Raw genomic sequence first — 25,411 nt, 5'->3', positions numbered from 1 at the left:
TATCGGTAAGGCGCAGACGGGCACAGGAAAAACCGCAGCGTTCTTGATTACTATTTTTGATGACCTCCTGAAAAATCCCCACGAAGGTGAGCGATTTTTAGGCGAGCCCCGGGCTCTGGTGATTGCACCCACAAGAGAATTAGTGATGCAGATCGCCGCCGACGCGGCCGATCTCGGGAAGCATACCGGTCTGAATACCTGCACTTTGATCGGTGGTATGGATTATCAGAAGCAGTTGAATCAGTTGGGACGTGAGGTAGTCGATCTCGTTGTAGCGACACCGGGACGACTGATTGACTTCACGGGACGCCGTGACTTGGTGCTGGATCAGGTTGAAGTGCTCGTACTTGATGAGGCCGACCGCATGCTGGACATGGGTTTTATCCCGCAGGTCAAACGCATCGTGCGTCAAACTCCGCACAAAGATTATCGTCAGACGCTGCTGTTTTCCGCGACGTTTACCCAGGACATTATCAATCTCTCTCAGCAGTGGACCACCGAAGCCGTTACTGTAGAGATCGAGCCTGACCACGTGGCCACAGACACCGTGGATCAACGGATTTATCTCGCAAGCAGTGAGGAGCGCTTCCGGATTTTGGTGAATCTATTGCGTAGTGATGATGCCAGCTCGGTCATCGTATTTGCCAACCGTCGCGACCAGGTACGCCGTCTCTTCGAGCGGCTCCGTAAAGCCAGCATCACCTGCGGGATGCTCAGCGGCGAAATAGCCCAAGCTAAGCGCACCAAGACGCTCGATCAGTTTAAGAAGGGCGAGATTTCGGTACTGGTGGCCACGGATGTCGCCGGTCGAGGCATCCATGTCGATGGCGTAACCCATGTCGTCAACTACAACCTCCCGGAAGACCCGGAAGACTACGTACACAGGATTGGCCGAACGGGTCGTGCAGGTGCTAGCGGTACTTCGATCAGCTTCGCCAGTGAAGACGACGCGTTTTTGCTGCCTGATCTCGAAGCGCTATTAGGCGAGCCAGTGCGATGTGAACATCCGCCCGAGGATTTGTTGTCTCGCTGACCTATGTTGGTTTAGGTGCTCGGTGTTTTTCTCACGGCCGGACTCATCCCTCGAAGCTACCTGACGTCGTCGAGGCCTTATCGCGACTCGCGGCCGACCACAAACAAATCGAAGGTTCAGACGTTTACCTACCGCAATTCCTCAACATACAAAATCGTCGCACCAACCACGGCGGCGGGCACCACAAAGAAGTTTACGATGGGGATGCTTGCCAGCGCAGCGACCATGCCGCCGAAGCCGAGGCTGGATAACCTGCGGTCGGCGACGGCAATGCGTACGTCCTTGAAACTGAACTGGTGGTTATCCATGGGGTAGTCCACAAACTGCAGGCTCATCATCCACGCGCCCAAGAGTAACCAGAGTAGGGGGGCAATTGCGTTCACCGCAGGTATGAAGCTAATGATCAGTACCATTAGGGCCATAGGAAGGTAGTAGACGAGCTTGGCCAGTTCCCTAAAGATGCCCCGGGGTACGCTCATTAACGCAGCGCCAAGGCCTTCAAGACCTTGCACGGGCTGCCCGGTGATGAGTTCTTCCGCTTTTTCTGCCAGTAATGCGTTAAAGGGAGAGGCGATGAGGAGTGCGACCGCTGTAAATAGGTAGCCGGTGACCAGAGCAACGGTCAGCCCGATAATGGGCCAAAGAATCCATTCGAGGAATGACAGCCATTCGGGTAGCCATGCCATCCAGCTGTTTACCCAGTCTATGAGGTTAGATAACCCCCAGCTGATTAGCGAGCCAAAAATCAGTACATTGATGGTCAGCGGCACTAAAACAAAGGGCCGTAACCTCGGGTGGCTGAGCATTTTGCCACCTCGAATGAGGCAGCCTGCGCCGTAAACGGGATCGCCTTCCAATTTTCTTCCTGATCTGTGAGTCTGGTAGTTTACGTAGTTTAACGCGCGGAGATTGTTTCGTGCGTTCTTAGCGTCAGGGGGCGCGTTAATCCGAGTCAGATTTGCGACGAGAGCACTTTTGATTTGCGTCTCCCCGCGCATGTCTTTAGGTATGTGCGTACTCAGTGACGCCATGTAATGAATTCAAGGAGGCGCCAATGACAAACAATGATGACGACTTCCTCAGTGAGATGGGCGATGTCACGCCCATGAAAACAGAGGCACGGGTTCGCCGGCGGCGCGACGTGGCTGACAAAACGTTGGCACAGCTACGACGCGAGGCGGCGGTGACGGAGCGCGGTCGGGATACTAATCCTCTCGCCGATGAGGGTGTGAAGCCCTTGGATCCCTGGTATGTGCTGGAGTTTAAGCGCCCGGGTATCCAGAACGGTGTGTACCGCAAACTCAAGAAGGGCAGCTACGCCGCTGAGGCCCGATTGGACATGCACCGTATGAACGTTCAGCGCGCCCGGCGTGAGATTTACGGGTTCATCAACGAGTGTCATGAACTGGGCCTGCGCAGCGTGCTCATCGTCCATGGCAAGGGCGAGCGCAGCCCCAATAGCGACGCTGTTGGCATTCTCAAAGGCTACGTTGATCACTGGCTACGAGAGCTAGCACCGGTGCAGGCGTTTCACAGTGCACCCCCCAATTTGGGCGGGACAGGAGCCGTGTTAGTGCTGTTGGCAAAAAGCGAAGAGAAGAAGCGCGAGAACCGCGAGCGGTTTATGCGGGGCCGTGTTCCCTACGAGCAGGGGGCGTCCTGAAAGCGAAGATCAGCTAGCACCTTAAGTAGCGCTTTACGTAGCGCCGTGTGTTTTCAAGACCTCGGCGTAGGACGTTCCGTAACGATGCTCACTCACTTCTTCCAGGAGTGTTTTACCTTCGTTACCCACCGCGTTGATGTCTCGTCCGGCACTGCAAAACAGCGGTAGGAAGCGAGCGAAGTCGCTGTCGCGCATACTCTGATAGGCGCGCAAGAGCAGCTTGAAGTCTGCGTTTTCGCCGTCACCGGGGCGAGGCTCCAGAAAACTAGCTACCCTTTCGTCATCCCACTGTTCATCGAGAACTTTGGCTTTGTCTTTACGCATCGTTGTCATCCTGCAATCTGGGCCCTATTTTAATGCCGGGGCTCAAGCTGATCTTAAGGCAAATAGCACGGACCGCGTTTAGGTCTGGCTGTTTTTTGGCGCTCAGGGGCGTAGCCAGAGTGTGTCTAGGAGGCATCCAGGCGGGCGAGTAGCAAGTCGCTCACCATCTTTGGGTTGGCCTGCCCTTTGGATGCCTTCATGATCTGGCCCACAAAAAAGCCACTAAGCTTCTTTTGTTTTGCAGGATCTGCAGCCCGATATTGAGCGACCTGATCCGGGTTGTCGGCGATGACCTTGTCTACCATAGACTCCAGCGCGCCACTGTCAGAGACCTGCTTGAGCCCTCGTGCATCGATGATCGCGTCGGCATCGCCTTCGCCGTTCCACATTCCTTCAAACACGTCCTTGGCTATTTTGCCCGAGATCGTCTGATCCTTAATCCGCGCGATCAGCCCCGCGAGCTGTTCAGCCTGCATCGGGCAAGACTCGATAGACATGTCTTGGGCGTTCAGCGCGGCCAAAAGCTCACCCTGAATCCAGTTAGCCGCGAGCTTTGCATCACCGCTGGACTTAGCCACTACCTCAAAATAGTCAGCGACTGCTCGTTCGTCCGTTAGGACTCCGGCGTCATACTCGGATAACCCGAAGGACTCCTGAAACCGCGCTCGTCTTGCCCGGGGAAGCTCGGGGAGCATGGCTCTGATATCCGCGATATCGTCGTCGTTCAGCACTACTGGTAGCAGGTCAGGCTCGGGGAAATAGCGGTAATCGTTGGCGACTTCCTTGCTACGCATGGATCGCGTTTCGTCGCGGTCTGCGTCGTAGAGGCGAGTTTCCTGCACGATACTGCCGCCGTCATCGAGGATATCTTCCTGGCGAATGCGTTCGCAGCGGATGGCCTTCTCTACAAACCGGAACGAATTGACGTTCTTGATCTCTGTGCGAGTGCCCAAGGTGTCGCTGCCAGCCGGACGCAAAGAGAGATTGACGTCACAGCGCATGGATCCTTCGGCCATGTTGCCGTCGGAAATGCCAAGATAGGTCACCAAGCTGTGCAGGGCTTTGAGAAAAGCTACTGCTTGTTCGGCACTGCGGAAATCCGGTTCAGTGACGATTTCAAGGAGCGGTGTGCCCGCACGGTTCAAATCGATGCCTGTCATCCCATGAAAATCTTCGTGCAAGGACTTGCCAGCATCTTCCTCAAGGTGGGCACGTGTAATACCCACTTCGCTTGCTGTTCCATCGGACAGGTTGAAGGCAAAACGACCGAGACCCACTATGGGCTCTGCAAATTGACTAATTTGGTAACCCTTTGGTAGGTCCGGATAGAAGTAGTTTTTGCGATCGAATACCGAGCGCTTACCTATTTCTGCATCAATAGCCAGGCCGAACATCACGGCGTAACGCACAGCCTGCTTATTGAGTACCGGAAGCATGCCGGGCATCGCCAAGTCCACGGCATTCGCCTGAGTATTGGGCTCTGCCCCGAAGGTTGTGGGGCTGCCTGAGAATATTTTGGAGCGCGTTGCTAACTGCAGATGCACTTCCAGGCCAATAACCATCTCCCGGCTCATCGCTGATTCTCGCTCAAGGCTGTTTCCCGGCTCATGGCTTTTTCCCGGCTCAAGGCTGTTTCCCGGCTCATGGCTGTCTCTCGCTCAAGGCTGCAGCTCCACGTTAGGGGTTTGGCGGTGCCAATCGCTGCGTTGCTGGAACTGGTGTGCCGCGCTGAGAAGTCGCGCTTCCTCAAAGTGTTTCCCGATAAGTTGCAGTCCCACGGGGAGGCCGTTGCTGAAGCCCGCGGGCAGGCTCATTGCGGGTAGCCCTGCCAGATTTACCGACAGCGTGTAAATATCTTCCAGGTACATGGCGGTCGGGTCACTGGTTTTTGAGCCCAGCTCAAAAGCCACTCCTGGTGTCGTAGGCCCGGCGATGATATCTACTGACTCAAAGGCGCTGGTAAAATCTCCAGCGATGAGTCGGCGCACTTGCTGGGCCTTCTTGTAGTAAGCATCGTAGTACCCGGAGGAGAGGGCATAGGTTCCCACAAGAATCCGCCGCTGGACTTCGTCACCAAAGCCCTCTTCCCGGCTGCGGGTGTAGAGATCCTCTAGATCCAGTGGATCCTTGCAGCGATGGCCGTAGCGCACACCGTCATAGCGGGACAGATTGGTCGATGCCTCTGCCGGAGCAATAACGTAATAAGCGGGGATTGATAGCGCTGTCCGCGGCAGGGATATCTCGTGAAGCGTTGCCCCCATCGCTTCGTATTCTTTCAGTGCTGCTTCAATAACCTTTGCAACACTGCCGTCCAGTCCTTCGCCGAAATACTCTTTGGGCACGCCAATACGGAGCCCCTCGACTGTATTGTTAAGGCCATCACAATAGTTTTCTGGCTTTCGCTGAGCCGAAGTCGAGTCTCGGACGTCGTGTCCGGCCATAGCATTTAGCAGCACGGCACAGTCTTGGGCACTTCGGGCCATCGGGCCACCCTGATCAAGGCTGGATGCGTAGGCGATCATGCCCAGACGGGATACCAGTCCGTAGCTCGGTTTGAGGCCGGTAATACCGCAAAAAGCCGCTGGTTGGCGTATGGAGCCGCCGGTGTCAGTGCCGGTGGCAGCGCTGATCAGTCCCGCTGCGACGGCCGCCGCGGAGCCTCCTGACGACCCGCCCGGTACTCGGCTTAGGTCCCAGGGGTTTGCGCAGGGGCCGTAGAAACTGTTCTCGTTGGAGGAGCCCATGGCGAACTCGTCCATGTTGGTCTTGCCAATGAGTACGGCGCCCGCGCTGCGCAGACGTTCAACGACGGTCGCATCATAGGGTGGCGTGAATCCGTCCAGCATTCGTGAGCCGCAGCTAGTTTTAAGGCCGTTGGTGCAAAAAATATCCTTATGAGCAATCGGGATACCCGTCAATGGCCCCCCATTGCCACTGGAAAGACGCTCGTCAGCGGCCTGCGCCTCGCGCATGGCAGCTTCGTTGTCCACGGTGATAAAGCTGTTGAGCTTTCCGTCCAAGGCATTAATTCGACCGAGTGCCGCTTCAGTGAGCTCAACACTACTGGTCTCTCCGCTCACCAGGGCCGATGCGAGTTCCGTCAAGCTGCGGCTGTCGAGTTCGATGCTCATTTTAGTCCGCCACCCTCAATCCACGACTCGCGGCACGAGGTACAGGCCGTCTTCGGTCAGCGGCGCGGTGGATTGCAGCGCCTCACGCTGATTTTCTTCGGTGACGATGTCTTCGCGCAGGGTTTGACGGTTGTCGAGAGGGTTCGCCATGGGCTCTATCCCGTCGGTGGGGGCGGCCTGAAGTTGCTCGAAGAGGTCAAGTATCGCGTTGAAACTGACCGTGAGTTCTGGAAGCTCATGGTCCTCGACGCGAAGGCGTGCAAGTTGTGCGATTTCTCGGATAGTGTCGCCGGGTACGGACATTGCTTTATCGGTTGCTTTATCTGTTGCTTAAGAGTGTTGTTAAAAGTGGCAAATCAGCGGGATTGACGCTGGAGGTGCGGCGCACAATACAACATTTGTTTCTTGCCCAACACCCCTGTGGTTGATAACCTTGCGCCGCATAGGAACGCTGGTTTGAAACCATAAAATCCATGCTAGCTAGTACATTCACCGTCACTTTACCTTTATTCAGGTAACAGAATTTCATGCTAAAAAAATTGCGTGGCATGTTCTCAAACGATCTCTCCATCGATCTTGGAACAGCCAACACCCTGATTTACGTCCGCGGTCAGGGCATTGTCCTGGATGAGCCCTCGGTCGTTGCAATCCGTATTCACAACGGCCAGAAGACCATTGAAGCCGTCGGTACTGAAGCAAAACGTATGCTCGGACGGACCCCTGGTAACATCACGGCGATCCGGCCCCTGAAAGATGGCGTCATAGCCGACTTTCAAGTGACTGAGAAAATGCTCCAGCACTTTATCGCCAAGGTGCATGAAACCCGCTTCATCCGTCCCAGCCCTCGAGTCTTGGTCTGTGTGCCTTGTAAATCCACGCAGGTAGAGCGCCGCGCTATTCGAGAGTCGGCGCTTTCGGCGGGAGCTCGCGAAGTGCGTTTGATCGAAGAGCCCATGGCGGCGGCTATCGGCGCGGGTCTTGAGGTCGATGAAGCATCGGGCTGCATGGTCGTTGATGTCGGTGGTGGTACCACTGAGATTGCGATCATCTCTTTGAATGGTGTGGTTTACTCCGATTCAATTCGACTCGGCGGTGATCGCTTCGACGAGGCTATTGTGGCCTATGTGCGCCGGCGTTATGGGACCCTGATTGGTGATTCTACTGCTGAGAAAATCAAGCAGGAGGTGGGCTGCGCCTTTGCAGGCAGCGAGCTTCGAGAAATCGATGTTCGTGGTCGAAACCTCGCCGAGGGTGTTCCCCGAAGCTTTACCCTTAACAGTGACGAAATACTCGAATCCCTTCAGGATCCCTTGTCGTCAATAGTTCAGTCTGTGAAGTCCGCGCTGGAGCAATCCCCGCCGGAATTGGCCGCGGATATTGCAGAGAGCGGTATTGTTCTTACCGGCGGCGGTGCTCTTCTTCGCGACTTGGATCGACTCATCGCGTCCGAGACCGGTTTACCGGTCGTCGTTGCCGAAGATCCCCTCACCTGCGTGGCACGAGGGGGCGGTATGGCGATGGAACGTATGGACCGCCATACGATAGAATTACTCTCTACAGAGTAATCGCGGGCGGCATGAGCAATGCCCGCTATGGGTGCTGCTAATCAAGCCGCTTTTTATACAGGAATCTAATCTCGGCCTCAGACTCTTTCTGGGTCTGGTGCTGGTCGGTGCGCTGCTATTGGCCGATCTGCGCTACAGCGGCCTTGCGACGGTTCGCTCAGCGATCGACACCGCGCTCACACCCATTTATCTCATCGCGGATATTCCATCCGCGATAGGTGACTGGCAGGACAACACCATTCGTTCTCGTCAGCGTTTGTTGGATGACAACGATCGTTTGCGAAGAGAAAACCTGGTGCTCCAGGGACGCTCGCAACAACTCGCGTCCATGCAGGCAGACAACGCCCGCCTGCGCACGCTGTTAAATTCCACGGCCCTGTTGCGCGATGACGTGCTGGTCAGCGAGATCATTGGTGTCTCTCCGGATCCTGTACGTCATCAACTCGTTCTGGACAAGGGCGCCGAGGCCGAGGTCTACCCCGGGCAACCGCTCATTGATGCTCAGGGCCTCATGGGGCAGGTGGTCGAGGTGGGAATGACAACATCTCGCGTGCTGCTGGTTACCGATCCTACGCATTCGGTGCCCGTGCAGGTAAATCGCAATGGTGTGCGCGCCGTCGCTGAGGGGGTGGGATCCCTGGATCAGCTTGCGGTGAATCATGTGACAGCGACCACCGATATTCTGGCTGGCGACTTGCTGGTCACCTCCGGATTAGGAGGTCGATTCCCCATTGGTTATCCCGTAGCTGTCGTGTCGGCGGTGGAGCGGAATCCCGGTGAAGCTTTTGCACGCATTATCGCCACTCCCACGGCGGCGCTGGACCGTGCTCGCCACGTGCTACTGGTGTTTAGTCAATTGCCGGATGTTGAGCCAGTGCTTGAATCCGGAGCTGTGCCGAGTGAGTGAACGGGTTACTGCCTACTGGGTGATTGTGGCGTCTCTGTTATGCGCGGCGGTGCTGGCGGTGATGCCGCTCACTCGCAGTTTGCTCTGGTGGCGTCCCGAATGGATTCTGCTGGTGTTGCTGTATTGGACCATCGCATTGCCTCATCGTGTTGGCCTGGTCACCGCCCTGGTTGTGGGTTTGTTAGTCGACGTTATGGAAGGCGCTGTGCTTGGGCAAAACATGTTGTCCCTCGCAGTGGTAGTGACTCTGGCCCGTTTGATGTACCAGCGCCTGCGTGTCTTTACCCTTGTTCAGCAGGCATCGGTAGTTTTCGTGTTTGCAGGACTCCATCAGCTGGTGACGCAATGGTTGCAGGGACTCCAGGGTGGAGCCGCCCCGGGTTTCGGGTTTCTCTTTCCTGCGTTGAGTACGGCATTACTCTGGCCCCTGTTGATGCCGGTCCTTCGCGAAGTGCGTCGTAGTTATAAGGTGAACTGATGGACGCCTCGTCGCCGACATTGGTTTTGGGTTCGGCGAGTCCGCGTCGTGCCGAGCTCCTAAGGCAGCTGGGCGCAAATTTCACTATTCAATCGGCTGATATAGACGAGACACCGGGTAACGGCGAACCGGCCAGAGACTATGTGCAGCGAATGGCGCGAGAAAAGTCCGAGGCTCTGGAATTAGGTAATGACACGGTGCTGCTAACCGCTGACACTACCGTTGTTCTCGACAACAAGAGTTTGGGTAAGCCCGCGGATTTTGCTGACGCGCAGACTATGCTCGAAGCGCTTAGCGGCCGTAGTCACGAAGTCTATACCGCTGTGTGTGCCCGACAAGACTCGCAGTGCGAGACAGTGTTAGTTAGAACTCTCGTAGAGTTTGGCGAGTTGCCGGACCGTTTGATTAAAGACTACCTCGCAACGGATGAACCCTGGGATAAGGCCGGCTCCTATGCGATTCAAGGGAAGGGCGGTAGCTTCGTGCGTCGCATCGACGGCAGCGTGAGTAATGTGATTGGCTTGCCCATGCTCGAAACCCGCGAGTTGCTCATGCGGTTTGCGATTGTTCCTGTTTTGAAAGAGCAGAGGACATGAACGAGGAAATACTCGTCAATGCCACGCCCATGGAAACGCGCGTTGCCGTCGTGGAAAATGGTGCTGCTCAGGATATCTACATCGAGCGGCAATCGAGTCGCGGTACGGTGGGAAACATCTACGCGGGCCGTGTGGTTAGAGTTTTGCCCGGCATGCAGGCTGCCTTTGTAGATTTTGGCTTTGAGCGTAGCGGGTTTCTTCACCTGAACGATGTACTGGGATCCAATGCGGCAGCGGAAGAGCGCATTGCCGATCACCTACGAGAAGGACAGGTGATTACGGTACAGGTAGTCAAGGATCCGATCAGCAAAAAGGGCGCCCGCCTGACCCGCCAGCTTTCGGTGTCCACGCGCTACCTTGTCTACATGCCGCAAAGCGATCATGTGGGTGTGTCGCAACGTATTGACGACCCGGAAGAACGCACGCGTTTGCAGGAGGTTCTTGCCTGTGCGCTTAACGACGAATCCATGGCGGAGGGTGGTTACATACTGCGCACCGCCGCGGAGGGTGCTGGAGACAGCGAGATTCGCGCTGATCTGAGGTTCCTTCAGCGCTTATGGGCTGTGGTATCGCGCCGTGCGTTTGAAGCCAGGGGGCCTGAATTGCTCTATGAAGATCTGCCGCTGCAGCTGCGCGCGGTACGCGATCTTGCGCGGCCCAGCGTTCAGCGCATTCTTGTGGACAGCCAGGATAACTACGCTTTGCTTAATGACTTCTGTCTTAAATACATGCCGGAAGTAGCGAATCTGGTGGAGCTGTATGAGGGGGAGCGACCGATCTTCGATCTCCACAGCGTAGAAGACGATATACAGCGCGCTCTGGCGCGCGTCGTTCCGCTTAAAAGCGGCGGCCATCTGGTGATTGATCAAACCGAGGCAATGACGACCATCGATGTGAACACCGGGTCTTTTGTAGGGCGACGGAATCAGGAAGAGACGCTATTCAAGACCAATCTTGAGGCCGCTACGGTTCTCGCCAGGCAGCTGCGCCTTCGTAATCTTGGCGGGATCGTCATTGTCGATTTCATTGATATGCACGATGCGGAACACCGCCGGCAGGTGCACCGTGCGCTGGAGAAAGCGATGGCGAGGGATCCAGCGCGAAACAAAATCAGTGGTGTATCTGAACTCGGCTTGATTGAGATGACGCGCAAGCGCACGCGCGAAAGTTTGGAACGGACCCTCTGCGAAGATTGTCCAAGTTGTGGCGGCAGAGGCGTGCTCAAGTCCGCAGAAACGGTTTGTTATGAAATACTACGGGAGATTATGCGCGATGCCCGGGCCTATGAGACCGGTGGGCTGATGGTCTTGGCGTCACACACTGTGGTTGAGCGGCTGTTGGACGAGGAGTCGGCGAACGTAGGGGATCTGGAGTCATTCATAAAACGCAGTATCAGCTTTCGCGCGGAGCCCGATTACACTCAGGAGCAGTTCGACATTGTGTTGCTCTAAAAAAAGCATAGATGCGGGTCGTAAACGATGAACGACTCCCACCACGACGAGAGCCTGCCCCTTCGGGGCTTTCACGCTCTGGCGCCCTGGGCCTGGCGCTTGCTCGTGGTTCTTGTGGTGCTTCTGGCTGTGTATGTGGCGGCTGGACGATTTCTTATGCAGCAGATGCCGGCGCTTCGCGATCCGGTGCTAACGCAGATCAACAAACAGCTTCCCTTTAACGTCACTGTCGGGAGTCTTTCCGGCGGATGGGATGCTTTTAGCCCTGAGTTAAGTTTTACCCAACTACGTATTACCCAGGACGATGAGCAGACGCCCCCTATTCTCATAGGACAGGGGTCTTTGCGGCTTGATGTGCCCGGTAGCCTTCTTGCGGGCAGCCTTCAGTTATCTCGTATGACCGTTGCAGGTCTTGCAGTGGATGCGCGGCTTACCGCTGATGGTGCAATTGAGATCGTGGGTTTTGCCTCGGGCGGCGGCAGTGCCCTGAAAGACTGGTTGGAGGACTTTCTTCCCAGTGTCGAACGCGTTGCTCTGTCTGAGAACGCGCTGACACTGGAAACTCCCAATGGCCGTGTTGGCCTCACCGTTGACGTGCTACTGGAACGAGAAGGTAATGCTCGCCGCCTCCACGGCATGATCGATGGAGACAGTATCAGTCTCGAGGTCAATGCGGAGGGTGTTGGAAACCCACTTAGGCCGCTTTCCTGGACGGGTGATGTCTACGTCGATGCCAACAGCAGTGATCTCGCTGCACTCAGTGATATCTGGAGCAGCCTGGATTTGCCTTTTCGCCTTGCGGGATCTGCGAGCGCGCAATTTTGGTTGAGTCGCGCCGAAGGAGACTCCACGGCAAAGATGCGCTGGGATGGCGCCGACCTTCAATTGGATGAACCCGATGGGGCCTGGTCTTTGCCCTTGGATGCGCTGTCCTTTGAGGCGGCGTTAGAGCAGCGCGCCCGTCACTGGAGTCTACTGACAGAAGACTTTCACATTGAACGAGCGGGGCAGTCTTTGAACTTGGATCGCGCGCAGTTCGACTGGTGGGGGCAGGCAATGCGTATTCGAGCCAGTGACCTGGGTTTGTCTGCGCTGCCAACACTACTTGCCGCAGCGCCTGGCTTGCCTCAGGGTTTTCGCGACGTGTTGCCGACTCTGGCGCCATCGGGAACTTTAAGTGTTGTCGAGCTGCGTCTAGACGATCTTTCGGACCCTGCAAATAGCTGGCAGCTGCGGAGCATCGTCGAAGACCTCAGTGTTGATAGCTGGCGAAACACCCCGGCACTGACCGGTGTCACCGGCTACCTTGAGTTAGCTCCGGGGAGCGGGCAGCTAAAGCTGGATGCTACGGATTTCAGTATGCACTACCCCTCGGTGTATCGAGAGCCTTTGCGATATACCGATGCTCTTGGCGATGTTTATCTACAGTGGGACAGCTCCGGCCTGCGCATCGACAGCGGGCTTATGCGTCTGGCGGGCGGCGAGGGGCGGGCGAATGGACTCTTTGCCGTTGATATACCCTTTGGTGAACGGGTGACGGGAGTGGAGCTCGAGCTGCTCATCGGTCTTCGGGATTCCCAGGTACAGGAGCGAGCAAAGTATCTACCGTTTACTTTGCCAGGGCCGCTTCTGGGTTGGCTGGACCGAAGTATCGTGGCGGGGAGCGTGGAACGCGCGGGCTTCGTTTGGCGAGGGAGCACGCGTCGTCGCAATGCTCCTCATATGACCGTGCAACTGTTTTTGGACACTAGCGAAGCCACCCTGATTTACGACCCCGCCTGGCCAACGCTAACCGATGTCACCGGTACTATCTGGGTTGATGATGGCCGGACTTGGGGACGTATACCTACGGCGAAAAGTGAGGGCGCTGAGGTTTCTGATCTTATGGTGCGTGTGTTGCCACAATCGCCCGGCGCTTTACTAGATGTCGCGGGTCGTATTGTCGGGCCAGCCAGTGCCGCTCATGTGTTGCTCAGCAATTCACCACTTCGCGATGTGACGGGCGGCGTGTTCGCTGACTGGGGCTTTAGCGGTTCAGTTGATGGCGATTTGGCGCTGACGATACCGATTGGTGGTGAATCCAAGGTCCCCAAAGTTGACCTTAGCTTGGCGCTTAAAGACGCTTCCGCAGATATCGATCAGCTAAGTCTCACCGTTGATCAGGTTCATGGAACTCTTCGCTACCGTACGAGGGAGGGCTTTGCGGGGAGCGAGCTCCGTGGCGACCTTCTTGGGGGGACTGTGGCTCTGAGCGCAGCGGAAGGCATCGCGAGTGTGGTCGATGGTGTGATCGATGGTAAGAGCGGAGGCGATCCCGAGTTGTCGCGAGGAATGGACCTGTCGCTTTCCGGTGAGATCGACACAGGGGCAGTGTCGCGGTGGCTGGACCAACCCTTGCTGGCTTTTGCTTCGGGGATGACGCCGTTTTCGGCGGAGCTGTTGTTGAGTGACAAATCTGACCCCCGATTCCATCTACAGTCTGAGTTACTGGGGGCTACCATCGATGCTCCCAGACCCTTTGGAAAATTGCCGGATCAGGCGCTCCCACTGGCAATGGCCATCCCCCTGAAACCCGACCCTGTGATGACGCTGAATCTGGGCGAGCGCTTAGCTATGGAACTGGTATTTGCTCAGGATAGCCTTCGTCAGCTGGCGGCGATGGTAGGCGGCGCCCCCGTGGATTTGGATAACTGTGAGCAGCGTTTCTGTCTCAGCGGCACCGTGTCGTCTCTGGATGTTACCCAGTGGAGCGAGTTTTATAATCACTTCAGTCGTTTTGCTGACGAATCGCCGCAAGGGATTTCCCAGAAGTCGGTACAAGGAGACAGCATACTGGAGCTTGCGACTGCCGTTACCGACGATGGTGCGAGTGTAAACACCGATGCCCCTCTGAGTTATCAAATCGATTCGCTGGAGATAGGCGAGCTTAGCCTTGCGAGCCGCGGCTTTGGTCGTGCGAGGGTGGATCTCTGGGGTGTAGAAAATCTGTGGCAGGGCGCCATTGAGTCTGAGTCAGTACAGGGTAGTCTGACCCGAGAGAACGATGAGTTGCTCCTGCTGCTGGAGCACCTCGACTTGGGTAGTTTCGGCGAGGGTGACCCGCTGACGCTTGAGCAAGTGCGGGCGACCGTACCGAGCATGCGCGTCGATGTACTGGAGTTTCGCAGTGAGGGGCGGGTTCTCGGCGGAGTAGGCTTTGATTTAAACACCGAGCATCCCGATGGCTCGCTTTACGCCACGGGTATTCAGGGCGACCTTTGGGGTATGCAGCTTGATGATCCTCAGCCTGGAATGTTGCGTTGGTATGAAGAGAGCGGTGAAGAGAGTGGCGAAGAGAGTGGCGAAGAGAGCGGCGAAGAGGCTCGCAAAGAGTCTACTTCTTTGGAAATCGACGCCGTCTATACGGATCTCGGCGCGGTTATGACGGCCGCAGGTTTTGCTCCGAGCTTGGAAACCGAAGCGGGCTCTATGTCCCTTCGCCTTCGCTGGCCCGGTCCACCTACGTCCTATGCCGTTAGTGCTGCAGAAGGTTCGGTTGCCCTTGAGGCGAAAAACGGACGGCTGTTGGAGTCCGGTCCTGGCGCCCTGTCTATGATCAGCTTTCTTAACTTTGCAGAAATATTGCGGGGGCTCAGCCTGAGTCACATGTTTGAGTCCGGTATTCCCTTTTTGACGGCCAGTACGGAACTCTATCTGCGCCAGGGAACGCTGGAGGTGGCAGACCTGCAGATCGATGGTGCGGCCAGCGCTTTTGCGTTCACGGGCGTTAGCGATTTGGAATTGGGGGATATTAATGGCGAGTTACTGGTGACACTGCCCGTGGCGAACAATCTGCCTTGGGTGGCCGCGCTTGCCGCGGGCCCCGCCGTCGCTGCGGGGGTATTCGTTGTAAGTAAGGTTTTTGAAAAGCAGGTGAATCGGATGTCCTCGGCGGTGTACGAGGTATCTGGTCCCATTGAAACGCCCGCGGTTAATTTTAGCCGCCTGTTTGACGACAAAATTACTCCGCGGAATGAAGCTCCCGAAGATAACGAAAAAGGCGTCGACTAGCCGCTGGCGGTTTTTCAGCCGCTGCTTCCCGTTGAGCATCACGAATAAGCTGTCGAAGCTGTTGTCGATCGGCGTTCGGGTAATTCTCTAGGACGTGACCCAAAGCTTTATCGCCATCGCGAACCAAGCTGTCCCTCAACACTTCCAGATCCTGAAAAGCACGGGTTTCCTGCAGTCGCGATTGATAAAGGGCGTCCAGGGCTTTCTGTAGTGGCTCGGGATCGATGCGTCGCATAAGCTTGCCGATGTATTGGCGATGACGCCGCAGAGCGCTGTGATGTTTTATGCGTGATGTTTCTTCAATAGCAGCCAGTAAATCTTCATCGTCCACGGGAATCTTGCTCAGTTCCTTGGGGCTGAGCGCGCACAGTGCTTCCCCCAGCTCCTGGAGAGCTGTCATCTCTCGTTTACGTGCCGATTTACTGGGTCCTTCTTCGAACTCCAGTTCCGCATCCAGCTCTTCATCGCCGATTGGGATTGGCTTCTTCTTGCCTCGTTTGGGTTTAGGCATAGAACACCGTCGCCAGTCCAAGAAACGACATAAATCCCACCACATCCGTTACGGTTGTTAAAACAACTCCGCCCGCAAGGGCAGGGTCGATCTTCATGCGCTGAAGCATCAGCGGTAAAACTGCTCCGGTAACGCCAGCGGTCACCAGGTTGATAACAATGGCCAAAGCGATAACAAGCCCTAGCGTTTTGTCTTGGAACCAAAGCGATGCGGCTATAGCAACGACCAATGCCCACAAAACACCATTGAGCGCCGCCGATGCTAACTCGCGACTCACCAGCCAGCGCGCGTTGCTGCGGTTAACTTGCCCCACGGCGAGGGAACGCACCAGTACTGTGAGCGTTTGCGTACCGGCGATACCTCCCATGGAGGCAACGATGGGCATAAGCACCGCAAGAGCGACTACTTTTTCGATGGTGCCCTGAAACAGATTAATCACTGATGCGGCGATAAAGGCTGTTAACAGGTTGATGCCCAGCCACAGCGCACGGCGTCGTGCAGTTTTGATGGCCGGTGCAAAGGTGTCGTCGTCTTCGTCCAGACCCGCCATGGACATCAGGGAGTGATCACCATCATCGCGGATGACGTCGACGATATCGTCGATAGTGATTCGACCGACTACGAGGCCATCATCATCTACCACCGGCGCTGACACCCAATCATTGCGCTCAAAGAGGCGCGCGACGTCACTGTCTGGCATACCGGTATTGATGGGCTTGCGTTTGGTCAGCATGAGTTCACGCACGGAGCTACCGGGGTCTGAAACTAACAGCGTGCGAACCGGGAGTAACCCTACGTAGTGATCATCGCGACTTACCACGATGAGCGTGTCTGTCATCTCGGGTATTTCTTCGTGACGCCTGAGAAAACGCAGCACTACATCCAGGGTGACATCAGCTCGAATAGAGATGGTGTCTGTGTTCATGAGGCCACCGGCGGTGTCCTCGTCGTAGACCATCACGCTTTCGAGACGGGATCTGTCCTGCTCGTCCATCTCGTCCAGCACTTGCTGGGTGAAAGCCTCGGGGAGCTGCTGAAGAATGTCCGCGACGTCATCGTCATCGAGCTCTTCAGTAATCTGAGCGACCTGATCGGGCCCCATGGTTTGGAGGAAGTCGAGCTTTAGCTCCTCTCCAAGTTCGTTGAGAACCTCAGCCTCCTGGGAGCCTTCCAGTAGCTGCCATAGGACGTGGCGGTAGCGTGGGGGGGAAGACTCGAGAATGTGGGCTACTTCTCCGGGCTCCATAACGCGGATGCGCCGACGAACATCGACCAGAGTCCCGCTTTCCAGGGCCCGGGAAACGCTATCTCTGGAGCGTTTCTGATCTTCCTGAAGAGTGTTCATTCGCCTTCGCCAAAGAAATCATTGACGAGGTCGTGAATCGCTTCTGAAGCCTCGGCTTCGTCACTGCCATCCGCTCGAAGCGTTAGCAGGCTGCCTTGTCCCGCGGCTAACATCATGACCGACATGATGCTCTTTCCATCAACCCACTGCGCGTCTTTGCCCACCTCGATTTTGCTGCTAAAGCGGCTCGCGCAACTCACAAACTTGGAGGCAGCTCGGGCGTGCAGGCCAAGTTTGTTGATGATTTTGAGTTCGCTCTCAATCACATTAATGCCTACTGAAGCTCTCGATGGCGGAGCTGCAGCTGCGCAAGCTGACCCTGAAAATGAGCATGGAGTCGATGTGCCATGTAGACGGAGCGGTGTTGTCCGCCCGTGCATCCCAGAGCCACGGTGAGATAACTGCGGCTACTTTTTTGATACGCGGGCACCCAGCGTTCTATAAAGCCGGCTATGTCATCGAAGAGCTGCTGTGTGATCTCGTGGCTCTCGAGGTACGCAACCACCGCCGGGTCTTCACCGGTTTTCTTACGAAGCTCTGGCGACCAGTGAGGGTTTGGCAGAAGACGCAGATCAAAAATGAGATCGGCATCGCCGGGCACGCCGCGCTTAAAGCCGAAGGACTGAAACAAAATCGCCATCTCTTCTGCTTCGGAACCGACCAGCCTTTGGCGAATAGCGTCTCGCAGTTCATAGATTGTCATTGCCCTGGTATCGAGGGTGAGTGTGGCTTGCGCCGCTAAGGGATCCAGAAGTTCGCTTTCATAGCGAATGGCTTCAGCCAGCGGCAGACTCTCGTTGGTCAGGGGATGTCGCCGTCGCGTCTCGCTGAAGCGCTTGATGAGCGTCGCTTCATCAGCATCCAGATAAAGGATCCGGTGCTGCACTTCGTCCGGAAGAGACTCAAGCGTTGCGTTAAATCCCTGCAAATCTCTAAAAGCGTTGCGAGCATCGATACATACAGCAATGCCACGGAAGTGCTCCGGTAAGCCGGGGCCCGTGTCGCGGACCAACGCAGGTAAGAGCGACGCAGGGAGGTTATCAATGGCGTAATAGCCCTCGTCTTCGAGCTGGTGCAGAGCGGTGCTTTTACCGGACCCCGAGCGACCACTGATGATGATCAAGTCCACTACGAAGTGCCTGAGTTCCAGTTGCTTGCTGTCTCAAAGAGAGACTCGTTACTAGTGCAGCCTCTGAGCGCATCGCAAAAATCCGCTTGCGAAAAAAGTCGTGCAAGATCAGCAAGGAGGTTCAGATGTTCCTGCGTGGCTTCGCTTGGAACCACCAAGGCAAAGATCAGGTCAACGTCATCATCGTCTGGTGCGTCGAAATCCCCGCTGCTGGAGAGGGTGAGAAGCACTCCACAAGGGGTTTCACAATCGTTGAGGCGGCAATGGGGTATAGCGATACCGTTGCCAAGGGCAGTACTGCCCAGCTTCTCTCTGGCGAGCATTCCGGCGACTAATTCGTCGGGATGGAACTCATCTTTTTCGCTACCCAGAACATCGGCAATGAGTTCAAACAGGCGCTTCTTTCCGCCGCCGGGAATCTGACAAAGGCTCCGCGAGGGCGTCAGTAAGTCGCTGACGCTGTTCGCGGCATGGGAAAAGTCTTGGCTCATGGTGTGTATCGCTTGCATTGATTACTTCGTTGGCGCTCCGCGGCGCTCAGTGGGGTCGATTCTTCTCTTTGTGCTTGATCAGTTGCCGATCAAGTTTGTCGACCAGGGCGTCGATCGCCGCGTACATATCTTCTGAGTCGGCTGCGGCAAACAGGTCTTTTCCGGCGATGTGCACGGTGGCCTCAGCCTTCTGAACCATTTTTTCTACGATGAGCGTCACCTCAGACTTGCTGATCTGACTGTAATGCCGCTGCAAACGCTCAAACTTGGCCTCTACATACTCCCGTAGGGCATCGGTGACGTCGACGTGGTGTCCGCTGATTACAATTTGCATGCGCTTCTCCTTGTTTTAGTTTTTGCTACGTCAGTGTCGATCTGTTCTGGCGCTTCGCCGCGCCGATTCGTCTAAACAAGCCTTTTTCGCTCATTCGACGGTGGGATGGTGAGGCTATCCCGGTATTTTGCGATGGTTCTTCGGGCTACTTGAATCCCCTGGCCTTCCAGGAGTTCTGCCAACTTGCTGTCGGACAGCGGCTTACGAGGGTTCTCCGCAGCGATAAGCTTTCTAATCAGAGCGCGAATCGCTGTGGATGAGCAGGCGCCCCCGCTGGTAGTTGCCACATGGCTGGAGAAAAAATACTTGAGTTCAAAAATACCCCGGGGGGTGTGCATGTATTTCCGCGTGGTAACTCTTGAGATGGTGGACTCGTGCATTTCAACGGCCTCTGCGATGTCATGTAACACCAGGGGCTTCATTGCTTCCTCACCGTATTCGAGGAAGTTGCGCTGGCGTCTTACTATCTCTGTAGACACCTTCATCATGGTTTCGTTTCGACTCTGGAGACTTTTAAGGAACCACTTAGCTTCCTGTAAGTTATCCCGGAGGTAGCTGTTGTCGGCGCTGTTATCCGCACGCTTAATCATTCCAGCGTAATGATCGTTGATGCGCAGACGCGGGGCTGTGTCGGGATTGAGCTCTACGACCCAGCGACCTTCTTTACGACTGACAAAAACGTCCGGCACGATGTATTCGGTATCATCGTCGCCAAACTGCTTGCCCGGCAGAGGGTCCAGAGACTGTACAAGTTTCAGTGCGCCACGCAGGTCATCCTCAGAGAGCTTCATGCGGCGCATGATTTGCGCGTAGTCACCGCTACTGAGCTGATTGATATGACGATTGATTAAGATCTTCGCCTGATCCAGCCACGGGGTATCGGGCTCTATTTGCTTAAGCTGTAACTGCAGGCACTCCTGCAGATCTCTCGCGAAAACGCCCACGGGTTCAAACTGCTGCAGGGCATGCAGTACCGCGGTAACTTCCTCTTGCTCGACTTCCAGCTCTGGCGGGAACAGCTCAAGCATGTCTTCTACGGTGCTGTTAAAGCGGCCGTTGGCATCCGTGGCGTCGATAATTGCCAAAGCGACAATGCGGTCACTATCGGACAAACGGGTGAGGTTCAGCTGCCATCGCAGGTGATCCTGAAGACTTTCACTACTGCGGTTGCGGCTGTCAAAATCGAAGTCTTCTCCGCCGCCTCCATCGGATGGCGGAGGTGCGCTTGAGGGGAGTATGTCTTCCCATTGGGTGTCCACGGGCAGGTCATCAGGCATGTTGGGCTCAAACTCACCCTCTGCCGAGGCCTCATCAACATTGGTGCTGCGTTCGGGGTTATCGAGGGGGCCTTCGTGGTTTCCCGATTCGTCGCCGCTGGATGCGTCCGGGGTGTCAGCCTGGTCTTCTTCTACCTCAAGCATGGGGTTTTCTTGCAGCGCCTGTTCAATTTCCTGCTGCAAGTCCAATGTGCTCAGTTGCAGCAGACGGATCGCCTGTTGCAACTGCGGCGTCATCGTCAGCTGTTGACCGAGCTTAAGGTGTAATCCCTGCTTCATTGCGCGCTAGTCCCGCTCAATTGCGCTACGCACCTGCGGTCTAAAGCCGCTTTCGAATGCGCTACTACGTGCGCTACCGCCGCAACGAGGCGGACGCACATCCCCAATTAGGCTGGTTCAATGCCAGTCCTATACCGTCAGTGTAGGCGTGCGCTAAGGTCCACGCAACGTCTTGGCGCATTTATTGCATTGTGGTAGTGCGATTGCGTTTTTTTGGGGAGGACGGCTGCTCAAGGAGAGCGCAAAATTCTCATCGCTTACAAGCGGAAGTTTTCGCCCAGGTAAGTCTTTCGAACCTTAGCGTTGTCGAGAACCTCTTCCGGGCTGCCTTTAGCAATGATGTGACCTTCTCCAACAATGTAAGCGGTCTCGCAGATATCCAGCGTTTCCCGAACATTGTGGTCGGTAATCAGAACGCCAATACCTCGGGACTGAAGGTGACGAATGATGTTTTTGATGTCACCGACGGAGATGGGGTCAACGCCGGCAAAGGGTTCATCCAAGAGAATGAACTTGGGTTCCATGGCCAGGGCTCGCGCAATTTCCACGCGACGCCGCTCTCCGCCGGACAGAGCCTGTCCAAGGCTCTCTTTAAGGTGGCCTACATGGAACTCTTCAAGAAGCTCATCCCGACGTTTTTGACGTTCCGCACGATTCAGATCTTTGCGGGTTTCAAGAATGGCCAGGATGTTGTCGCCGACGCTCATACGCCGAAAAATGGAGGCTTCCTGAGGTAGGTAGCCGATACCGCGGCGAGCGCGTTCGTGCATGGGCAGGGCTGTGATGCTCTTCTCGTCGATGAGTATGTCGCCGGCATCAGAGGCCACGATCCCAACGATCATGTAAAAGCAGGTGGTTTTTCCCGCGCCGTTTGGGCCCAGTAGTCCTACAACCTGGGCGCTTTGTACCTCGAGGCTGACATCGCGTACTACCTTCCGCCCCCGATAAGCTTTCGCGAGGTTACGCGCTGTCAGGGTCGCCATCGACGCCTCCCGGAAGATCCTGCTTCGGCGGGGTTGGGGTGTTGTTTGCTGGAGGAGATTCCGGTTCGGCGTCGTCGCTGGACTCTGCCTCAATCACTGCAGCGGGTATGATGACTTGCACTCGACCATTAGCGTCTTCAGAGTCCGCGTCAGCGCGAACACGCTGCTCCGCCATGTAATAGTCAATGGACTCGCCGCTAACCACCGCGCCGTCTTGTTCGATCACCGCGGCTTCACGCAGCTGCACCCACTCGCGAGATTTTTGATAAACGATGCGTCCCGCACTTGCGGTGACAAAACCTTTATCGATCTCGGGTTGTTGTCGTAGGGTGGCGGGCTCGCCGATAGCGATGATGCGATCAGCAGCCTCGCTGTCATGAAAAATTGTGATTTTGTCCGCCGTAATATGCAGGCTGCCCTGCTGCATGATTACGTCACCGCTATACACAGTAAATCCAGCGCGCTCATCGCGCACCGCGCGCTCGGCGGTTATCTCGATAGACTGTAATCGATCATCAGGTAAGGCCTGGGCAAAATCTGGAGCCAGTAATGCCGTAAACACCAGGCTCAGAGCAAACACCGCTGAAATCGCGGGGAGCTTATGCATATTCAAAAGATTAGTTGTCTGGAACATATACTGTTCTGACAGAGCCGCTGAGGGAGGCGACCTGGCGGCTGAGGTTAATGTAAATCTGGTCTGCGATAGTTTCGTTGTCTGCTTGCCAGATGCGAACGCTTGCTGTGCTTCGAGCCGCTTGCTTGGGCATGTTGATAATCATACGGTCGGTGAAAAACTGAACGTTCTCCGTGTCGTACTGGAGACGTACTTCCTGATCCAGCACAAGAACCTCGGTCTTCTCTCGTAGCTGGCCACTTTTGGCGCTGGCGAACCACTCGCCGTCTGTTGTGTAGTTGTAACGCTTCGGTTCGTCCAGCTCGATAATGCCTTCGCTCGGAAAGCGTCGCAACGCTGTTGCCTGCGTATTGCCTTGTAATGCTCCCGCTACGTCAAAGTCATCTACTGATACATCTTTGGCATAACTCTCGGGGATGCGCGCGTCAGTCTTTGGCGCGGCAGTTTCTGTGATCAACCGAGGGGTGGGGGCGAGCAGGGTGTAAAACAGTAAGGCCGCGCAGAGAAGCAGCGGAATAGACAAGCGTTTTCTAACGCCTCGACGGCTCTTGCTGGCGGTCACTGGAATGCGGTTTCTGCTGCGACAAGTTGACCGCGGACGTGCAAGAGCGTCTCGCAAGCTTCTCTTACAGCACCATTTCCGCCGCGCAGGCTCGACTGCCAATCTGCCGCCGCGAGCAATGCTGCACTCGCATCGGCGACGGTCATGCCAATACCTGCGGCGCGCACTGCTGCGAGGTCGGGTAGGTCATCTCCCATGTAGGCGCACTCGCTCACGCTAAGCCCTCGAGCCTCGCATATCTCCAGCAGCGCACTGAGCTTGTCTTCGCGACCTTGTACGATGGTTTTTATCCCTAACTCCTTGGCACGACGATCGACAATATTCGATTGACGCCCAGTGATGATAGTTACTTCGACTCCGGCGGCCTGAATAAGTTTGATTCCAAGACCATCTTTGATGTTGAAGGACTTCAGTTCTTCTCCATCATTGCCGTAGGTGATGCGTCCATCCGTTAAAACACCGTCAACATCCAAGGCGAGGAGTTTGATGTCGCGCGCGATATCTGCGTTCATGCTATGCCAGCCTCGAGCAGTGCCAAAAGATTAACCACGCCCGCAATCTGTTGTTCCTCGTTGAGCACCACCAATGCACTGATGTGACGTTCTTCCATAATACGTAGTGCTTCCGCCGCCAGCATCCCGGTATGCGCTGTGGCCGGTGAGCACGTCATGAGATCGCCGATGCGGGTATTTTTAATATCCACCTGTTCATCCAACGCCCTTCGAAGGTCTCCGTCGGTGAATACACCGAGAAGTTCGTCATTGCCCGCGGCGGTCACGGTTGTCATTCCCAGTCCCTTAGCGCTTATCTCGAGGAGGGCGTCGGCAAGGGGCGTGTCCTCTGAGACTCGCGGTATCGCCGTGCCCTGACGCATAACGTCGTCTATCTTGAGCAGAAGCTTGCGACCCAAAGCGCCGCCCGGATGAGAAAAAGCAAAGTCCTCAGCCGTAAAGCCGCGCGCCTCTAGTAATGCGATTGCCAGTGCGTCCCCCATGACCAGGGTGCTGGTGGTACTGGATGTGGGTGCTAGATCGAGAGGGCAGGCTTCGACATCTACCCCTGTATTGATATGCGCGTCGGAGGCAAGCGCTAAAGCGGATTCCGGGGCCCCTGTCATGCTGATCAGCGGTATGCCGAGTCTCTTTAACAATGGAACTAGCATCAGAACTTCAGGGGTAGTGCCGCTGTTGGATAGAGCGATAACGCAGTCATCAGCGGTAATCATGCCCATGTCTCCGTGACTTGCTTCGCCAGGATGAACAAAAAAAGCGGGGGTGCCTGTACTGGCCAGAGTGGCCGCAATTTTTCCGCCGACATGGCCAGACTTGCCCATGCCTGTAACAACGGTGCGCCCGCTCACATTGAGAATCAGTTCACAGGCTTTTTCGAACTCACCCCCGATACGTGACTCAAGCGCGGCAACGGCTTCGGCTTCCATGCGAATCGTGCGCTGCGCGGAGGACAGGTAGCGGGCAGGTTCAGTCATAACGGTCTATAGGGTTACGTAAAGTCCGTAATAGTACAGGCCATACCCGAGGCAGAACAGCGTGCCTACCCCTCTACCAAGGTAAGAGTGGCCCGGTTTTGCACTCCGATGTCTGAGACCGAGATAAGCGGCGACGGCCATCAGTATCGTGGCGATACACATGGCCCCATAGTCTCGGAACAGGAAATTGTAAGGCAACTGCTCCGGGGCTAGTAAACCAGGCATGGCCATAACCGCGAGTAAGTTAAAGAGGTTGGAGCCGACGATGTTGCCGATGGCAATTTCCGCGTGACCGCGAAGGGCGCTGGCAAGAGTGGCTGCCAGCTCCGGGAGGCTGGTGCCCACGGCCACAATAGTCAGCCCGATTATCAACTCGGGTACGCCAAATTTCATGGCTATGGCGCTCGCGCCCCAGACCAGTGCTTTTGAGCTGCCTACCAGCAGGACCAGCCCGATCGCGAAGGCGCCCCAGGCTCTCGCGGTACTCAGATGCGGTAAGTCATCGTCCTCAGCAGCGGCATCTTCTGCGACTTCAGGGTCGCGTATCTGCGAACGGATCATTTGCGCAAGGATAAGTATCAGCGCGGTGATCATGAGTATCGCGTCGCTTCTCTCAAGCTCCACATCCAGTAGGAGCAAGCCGGTGCCGGCGGTCACCACCAGTAAGGTCGGTAGCTCCGAACGCATGCAGCCCGGATGGACCTGGATGGGTGCAACCAGCACCGTAATACCCAACACCAGGCCAATGTTTGCAATGTTTGACCCGACTGCGTTGCCGATGGCCAGCCCGCCAGATCCCGCGAGCGCGGCAGTTATCGAGACCAGAATTTCCGGCGCGGAGGTGCCCAGCGACACAATAGTCAGACCGACAATAACTGGCGACATACCGAGGTTGCCGGCAATAGAAGCAGCGCCTGCTACAAAAAAATCGGCGCTCCACATCAGAACAGCAAAGGCCGCTAGAACTGTCAGCAGTGGAATCAGCATTCGATGTGACTGTTCAGTTTATGCACCACTGAACCCCAAGCTGCGCGAAGGCTCGTAGCGGGGGCTGAATTGAAGATTGAACCTGAAGGGTGTCGATGCTGTCATACGAGTCAGAGGGAAAAGCGTGTACACTTTTCGCCCCGATTTGGCTCGGTCCAAGTTGCGGGTTGCCGAGTATAACCGCTCTGATCAATC

General features: G+C 55.9%; 26 protein-coding genes. 8 read left to right on the top strand and 18 right to left on the bottom strand.

The window, feature by feature from the left end; translation table 11 throughout:
- On the top strand, window positions 1-1,033 hold a 1,033-nt coding region (locus AB8B76_RS14995; protein ID WP_405273677.1), incomplete at its 5' end, for a DEAD/DEAH box helicase.
- Between the two features lie 128 nt (window positions 1,034-1,161).
- On the opposite strand, the gene cysZ is transcribed toward AB8B76_RS14995, so the two are convergent.
- Window positions 1,162-1,890, bottom strand: a complete 729-nt coding sequence (cysZ, locus tag AB8B76_RS14990) for a sulfate transporter CysZ (protein ID WP_405273676.1) — start codon at window positions 1,888-1,890, stop codon at window positions 1,162-1,164.
- Window positions 1,891-2,087: 197 nt separating this feature from the next.
- Here cysZ and smrA point away from each other — a divergent pair, with 197 nt between their 5' ends.
- Window positions 2,088-2,696: a DNA endonuclease SmrA gene (smrA, locus tag AB8B76_RS14985; RefSeq protein ID WP_405273675.1), complete on the top strand. Its 609-nt coding sequence runs from the start codon at window positions 2,088-2,090 to the stop codon at window positions 2,694-2,696.
- A gap of 33 nt (window positions 2,697-2,729) precedes the next feature.
- Here the strand turns inward: smrA and AB8B76_RS14980 are convergent, their stop codons facing one another.
- The 4 genes from AB8B76_RS14980 to gatC form a co-directional block, all read right to left on the bottom strand.
- On the bottom strand, window positions 2,730-3,020 hold the full coding sequence (locus AB8B76_RS14980; protein ID WP_405273674.1) for a PA4642 family protein: 291 nt from the start codon (window positions 3,018-3,020) through the stop codon (window positions 2,730-2,732).
- A gap of 125 nt (window positions 3,021-3,145) precedes the next feature.
- Window positions 3,146-4,594 carry an Asp-tRNA(Asn)/Glu-tRNA(Gln) amidotransferase subunit GatB gene (gene gatB, locus AB8B76_RS14975; protein ID WP_405273673.1) on the bottom strand — a complete coding sequence of 483 codons (1,449 nt, stop codon included), beginning with the start codon at window positions 4,592-4,594 and terminating at the stop codon, window positions 3,146-3,148.
- Between the two features lie 84 nt (window positions 4,595-4,678).
- Complete coding sequence (gene gatA, locus AB8B76_RS14970; protein ID WP_405273672.1) at window positions 4,679-6,151, bottom strand: Asp-tRNA(Asn)/Glu-tRNA(Gln) amidotransferase subunit GatA; 1,473 nt, start codon at window positions 6,149-6,151, stop codon at window positions 4,679-4,681.
- A gap of 15 nt (window positions 6,152-6,166) precedes the next feature.
- The gene (gatC, locus tag AB8B76_RS14965) at window positions 6,167-6,454 is read right to left on the bottom strand and encodes an Asp-tRNA(Asn)/Glu-tRNA(Gln) amidotransferase subunit GatC (RefSeq protein ID WP_405273671.1); all 288 of its coding nucleotides are present in this window, start codon (window positions 6,452-6,454) and stop codon (window positions 6,167-6,169) included.
- Between the two features lie 224 nt (window positions 6,455-6,678).
- Here gatC and AB8B76_RS14960 point away from each other — a divergent pair, with 224 nt between their 5' ends.
- The 6 genes from AB8B76_RS14960 to AB8B76_RS14935 are packed head-to-tail and all read left to right on the top strand — an operon-like array spanning window position 6,679 to window position 15,198.
- On the top strand, window positions 6,679-7,716 hold the full coding sequence (locus AB8B76_RS14960; RefSeq protein ID WP_405273670.1) for a rod shape-determining protein: 1,038 nt from the start codon (window positions 6,679-6,681) through the stop codon (window positions 7,714-7,716).
- Between the two features lie 31 nt (window positions 7,717-7,747).
- Window positions 7,748-8,623, top strand: coding sequence for a rod shape-determining protein MreC (gene mreC, locus AB8B76_RS14955; RefSeq protein WP_405273669.1), 876 nt, complete (start codon window positions 7,748-7,750; stop codon window positions 8,621-8,623).
- Window positions 8,616-9,101: a rod shape-determining protein MreD gene (mreD, locus tag AB8B76_RS14950; protein ID WP_405273668.1), complete on the top strand. Its 486-nt coding sequence runs from the start codon at window positions 8,616-8,618 to the stop codon at window positions 9,099-9,101. The genes mreC and mreD overlap by 8 nt, the downstream gene beginning before the upstream one ends.
- A complete protein-coding gene (locus AB8B76_RS14945) occupies window positions 9,101-9,697 on the top strand; it encodes a Maf family protein (RefSeq protein ID WP_405273667.1) in 597 nt (198 codons plus the stop codon). The genes mreD and AB8B76_RS14945 overlap by 1 nt, the downstream gene beginning before the upstream one ends.
- Entirely contained in the window at window positions 9,694-11,148 is a 1,455-nt protein-coding gene (gene rng / locus AB8B76_RS14940; RefSeq protein ID WP_405273666.1) for a ribonuclease G, read from the top strand. Before AB8B76_RS14945 ends, rng begins: the two co-directional genes overlap by 4 nt.
- Before the next feature lie 27 nt (window positions 11,149-11,175).
- Window positions 11,176-15,198, top strand: coding sequence for a YhdP family protein (locus AB8B76_RS14935; protein WP_405273665.1), 4,023 nt, complete (start codon window positions 11,176-11,178; stop codon window positions 15,196-15,198).
- Here AB8B76_RS14935 and yjgA read toward each other — a convergent pair.
- The 13 genes from yjgA to AB8B76_RS14870 all read right to left on the bottom strand — a co-directional run bounded on the left by yjgA (window position 15,149) and on the right by AB8B76_RS14870 (window position 25,216).
- Window positions 15,149-15,709, bottom strand: coding sequence for a ribosome biogenesis factor YjgA (yjgA, locus tag AB8B76_RS14930; RefSeq protein ID WP_405273664.1), 561 nt, complete (start codon window positions 15,707-15,709; stop codon window positions 15,149-15,151). The two genes, AB8B76_RS14935 and yjgA, sit on opposite strands and share 50 nt — an antisense overlap.
- Entirely contained in the window at window positions 15,702-17,054 is a 1,353-nt protein-coding gene (gene mgtE / locus AB8B76_RS14925) for a magnesium transporter (RefSeq protein WP_405273663.1), read from the bottom strand. The genes yjgA and mgtE overlap by 8 nt, the downstream gene beginning before the upstream one ends.
- A complete protein-coding gene (locus tag AB8B76_RS14920; RefSeq protein WP_405273662.1) occupies window positions 17,051-17,320 on the bottom strand; it encodes an HPr family phosphocarrier protein in 270 nt (89 codons plus the stop codon). The genes mgtE and AB8B76_RS14920 overlap by 4 nt, the downstream gene beginning before the upstream one ends.
- Window positions 17,321-17,328: 8 nt before the next feature.
- A complete protein-coding gene (gene rapZ, locus AB8B76_RS14915) occupies window positions 17,329-18,183 on the bottom strand; it encodes an RNase adapter RapZ (protein WP_405273660.1) in 855 nt (284 codons plus the stop codon).
- Complete coding sequence (locus AB8B76_RS14910; RefSeq protein ID WP_405273659.1) at window positions 18,183-18,674, bottom strand: PTS sugar transporter subunit IIA; 492 nt, start codon at window positions 18,672-18,674, stop codon at window positions 18,183-18,185. Before AB8B76_RS14910 ends, rapZ begins: the two co-directional genes overlap by 1 nt.
- 46 nt (window positions 18,675-18,720) lie before the next feature.
- Window positions 18,721-19,008, bottom strand: coding sequence for a ribosome hibernation-promoting factor, HPF/YfiA family (hpf, locus tag AB8B76_RS14905; RefSeq protein ID WP_405273658.1), 288 nt, complete (start codon window positions 19,006-19,008; stop codon window positions 18,721-18,723).
- 71 nt (window positions 19,009-19,079) lie between these two features.
- Complete coding sequence (locus AB8B76_RS14900) at window positions 19,080-20,564, bottom strand: RNA polymerase factor sigma-54 (protein ID WP_405273657.1); 1,485 nt, start codon at window positions 20,562-20,564, stop codon at window positions 19,080-19,082.
- 257 nt (window positions 20,565-20,821) lie between these two features.
- Window positions 20,822-21,547 carry an LPS export ABC transporter ATP-binding protein gene (lptB, locus tag AB8B76_RS14895; protein WP_405273656.1) on the bottom strand — a complete coding sequence of 242 codons (726 nt, stop codon included), beginning with the start codon at window positions 21,545-21,547 and terminating at the stop codon, window positions 20,822-20,824.
- Window positions 21,525-22,181 carry a lipopolysaccharide transport periplasmic protein LptA gene (gene lptA, locus AB8B76_RS14890; protein WP_405273655.1) on the bottom strand — a complete coding sequence of 219 codons (657 nt, stop codon included), beginning with the start codon at window positions 22,179-22,181 and terminating at the stop codon, window positions 21,525-21,527. The genes lptB and lptA overlap by 23 nt, the downstream gene beginning before the upstream one ends.
- On the bottom strand, window positions 22,165-22,743 hold the full coding sequence (lptC, locus tag AB8B76_RS14885; protein WP_405273654.1) for an LPS export ABC transporter periplasmic protein LptC: 579 nt from the start codon (window positions 22,741-22,743) through the stop codon (window positions 22,165-22,167). The genes lptA and lptC overlap by 17 nt, the downstream gene beginning before the upstream one ends.
- Entirely contained in the window at window positions 22,740-23,255 is a 516-nt protein-coding gene (locus AB8B76_RS14880) for a KdsC family phosphatase (protein ID WP_405273653.1), read from the bottom strand. The genes lptC and AB8B76_RS14880 overlap by 4 nt, the downstream gene beginning before the upstream one ends.
- Entirely contained in the window at window positions 23,252-24,229 is a 978-nt protein-coding gene (locus tag AB8B76_RS14875; protein ID WP_405273652.1) for an SIS domain-containing protein, read from the bottom strand. Before AB8B76_RS14875 ends, AB8B76_RS14880 begins: the two co-directional genes overlap by 4 nt.
- Window positions 24,230-24,235: 6 nt before the next feature.
- Window positions 24,236-25,216, bottom strand: coding sequence for a calcium/sodium antiporter (locus tag AB8B76_RS14870; RefSeq protein ID WP_405273651.1), 981 nt, complete (start codon window positions 25,214-25,216; stop codon window positions 24,236-24,238).
- Between the last annotated feature and the right edge of the window lie 195 nt (window positions 25,217-25,411).

It is taken from the genome of Congregibacter sp. (genome assembly GCF_045107095.1).
GTDB lineage: Bacteria > Pseudomonadota > Gammaproteobacteria > Pseudomonadales > Halieaceae > Congregibacter.
Note: the sequence above shows the minus strand (reverse complement) of the source record. Positions and strands in the feature narration are given on the sequence as shown.

Excerpts from the sequence above, each read along its gene's own strand:
- AB8B76_RS14960 (WP_405273670.1), top strand. The coding sequence starts at position 6,679 with ATGCTAAAAAAATTGCGTGGCATGTTCTCAAACGATCTCTCCATCGAT.
- AB8B76_RS14935 (WP_405273665.1), top strand. The coding sequence starts at position 11,176 with ATGAACGACTCCCACCACGACGAGAGCCTGCCCCTTCGGGGCTTTCAC.
- AB8B76_RS14875 (WP_405273652.1), bottom strand. The coding sequence starts at position 24,229 with ATGACTGAACCTGCCCGCTACCTGTCCTCCGCGCAGCGCACGATTCGC.
- smrA (WP_405273675.1), top strand. The coding sequence starts at position 2,088 with ATGACAAACAATGATGACGACTTCCTCAGTGAGATGGGCGATGTCACG.
- AB8B76_RS14900 (WP_405273657.1), bottom strand. The coding sequence starts at position 20,564 with ATGAAGCAGGGATTACACCTTAAGCTCGGTCAACAGCTGACGATGACG.
- lptA (WP_405273655.1), bottom strand. The coding sequence starts at position 22,181 with ATGTTCCAGACAACTAATCTTTTGAATATGCATAAGCTCCCCGCGATT.
- gatA (WP_405273672.1), bottom strand. The coding sequence starts at position 6,151 with ATGAGCATCGAACTCGACAGCCGCAGCTTGACGGAACTCGCATCGGCC.
- lptB (WP_405273656.1), bottom strand. The coding sequence starts at position 21,547 with ATGGCGACCCTGACAGCGCGTAACCTCGCGAAAGCTTATCGGGGGCGG.
- gatB (WP_405273673.1), bottom strand. The coding sequence starts at position 4,594 with ATGAGCCGGGAGATGGTTATTGGCCTGGAAGTGCATCTGCAGTTAGCA.
- yjgA (WP_405273664.1), bottom strand. The coding sequence starts at position 15,709 with ATGCCTAAACCCAAACGAGGCAAGAAGAAGCCAATCCCAATCGGCGAT.
- AB8B76_RS14880 (WP_405273653.1), bottom strand. The coding sequence starts at position 23,255 with ATGAACGCAGATATCGCGCGCGACATCAAACTCCTCGCCTTGGATGTT.
- rng (WP_405273666.1), top strand. The coding sequence starts at position 9,694 with ATGAACGAGGAAATACTCGTCAATGCCACGCCCATGGAAACGCGCGTT.
- gatC (WP_405273671.1), bottom strand. The coding sequence starts at position 6,454 with ATGTCCGTACCCGGCGACACTATCCGAGAAATCGCACAACTTGCACGC.
- AB8B76_RS14870 (WP_405273651.1), bottom strand. The coding sequence starts at position 25,216 with ATGCTGATTCCACTGCTGACAGTTCTAGCGGCCTTTGCTGTTCTGATG.
- hpf (WP_405273658.1), bottom strand. The coding sequence starts at position 19,008 with ATGCAAATTGTAATCAGCGGACACCACGTCGACGTCACCGATGCCCTA.
- AB8B76_RS14945 (WP_405273667.1), top strand. The coding sequence starts at position 9,101 with ATGGACGCCTCGTCGCCGACATTGGTTTTGGGTTCGGCGAGTCCGCGT.
- mgtE (WP_405273663.1), bottom strand. The coding sequence starts at position 17,054 with ATGAACACTCTTCAGGAAGATCAGAAACGCTCCAGAGATAGCGTTTCC.
- AB8B76_RS14980 (WP_405273674.1), bottom strand. The coding sequence starts at position 3,020 with ATGCGTAAAGACAAAGCCAAAGTTCTCGATGAACAGTGGGATGACGAA.
- AB8B76_RS14910 (WP_405273659.1), bottom strand. The coding sequence starts at position 18,674 with ATGAGCCAAGACTTTTCCCATGCCGCGAACAGCGTCAGCGACTTACTG.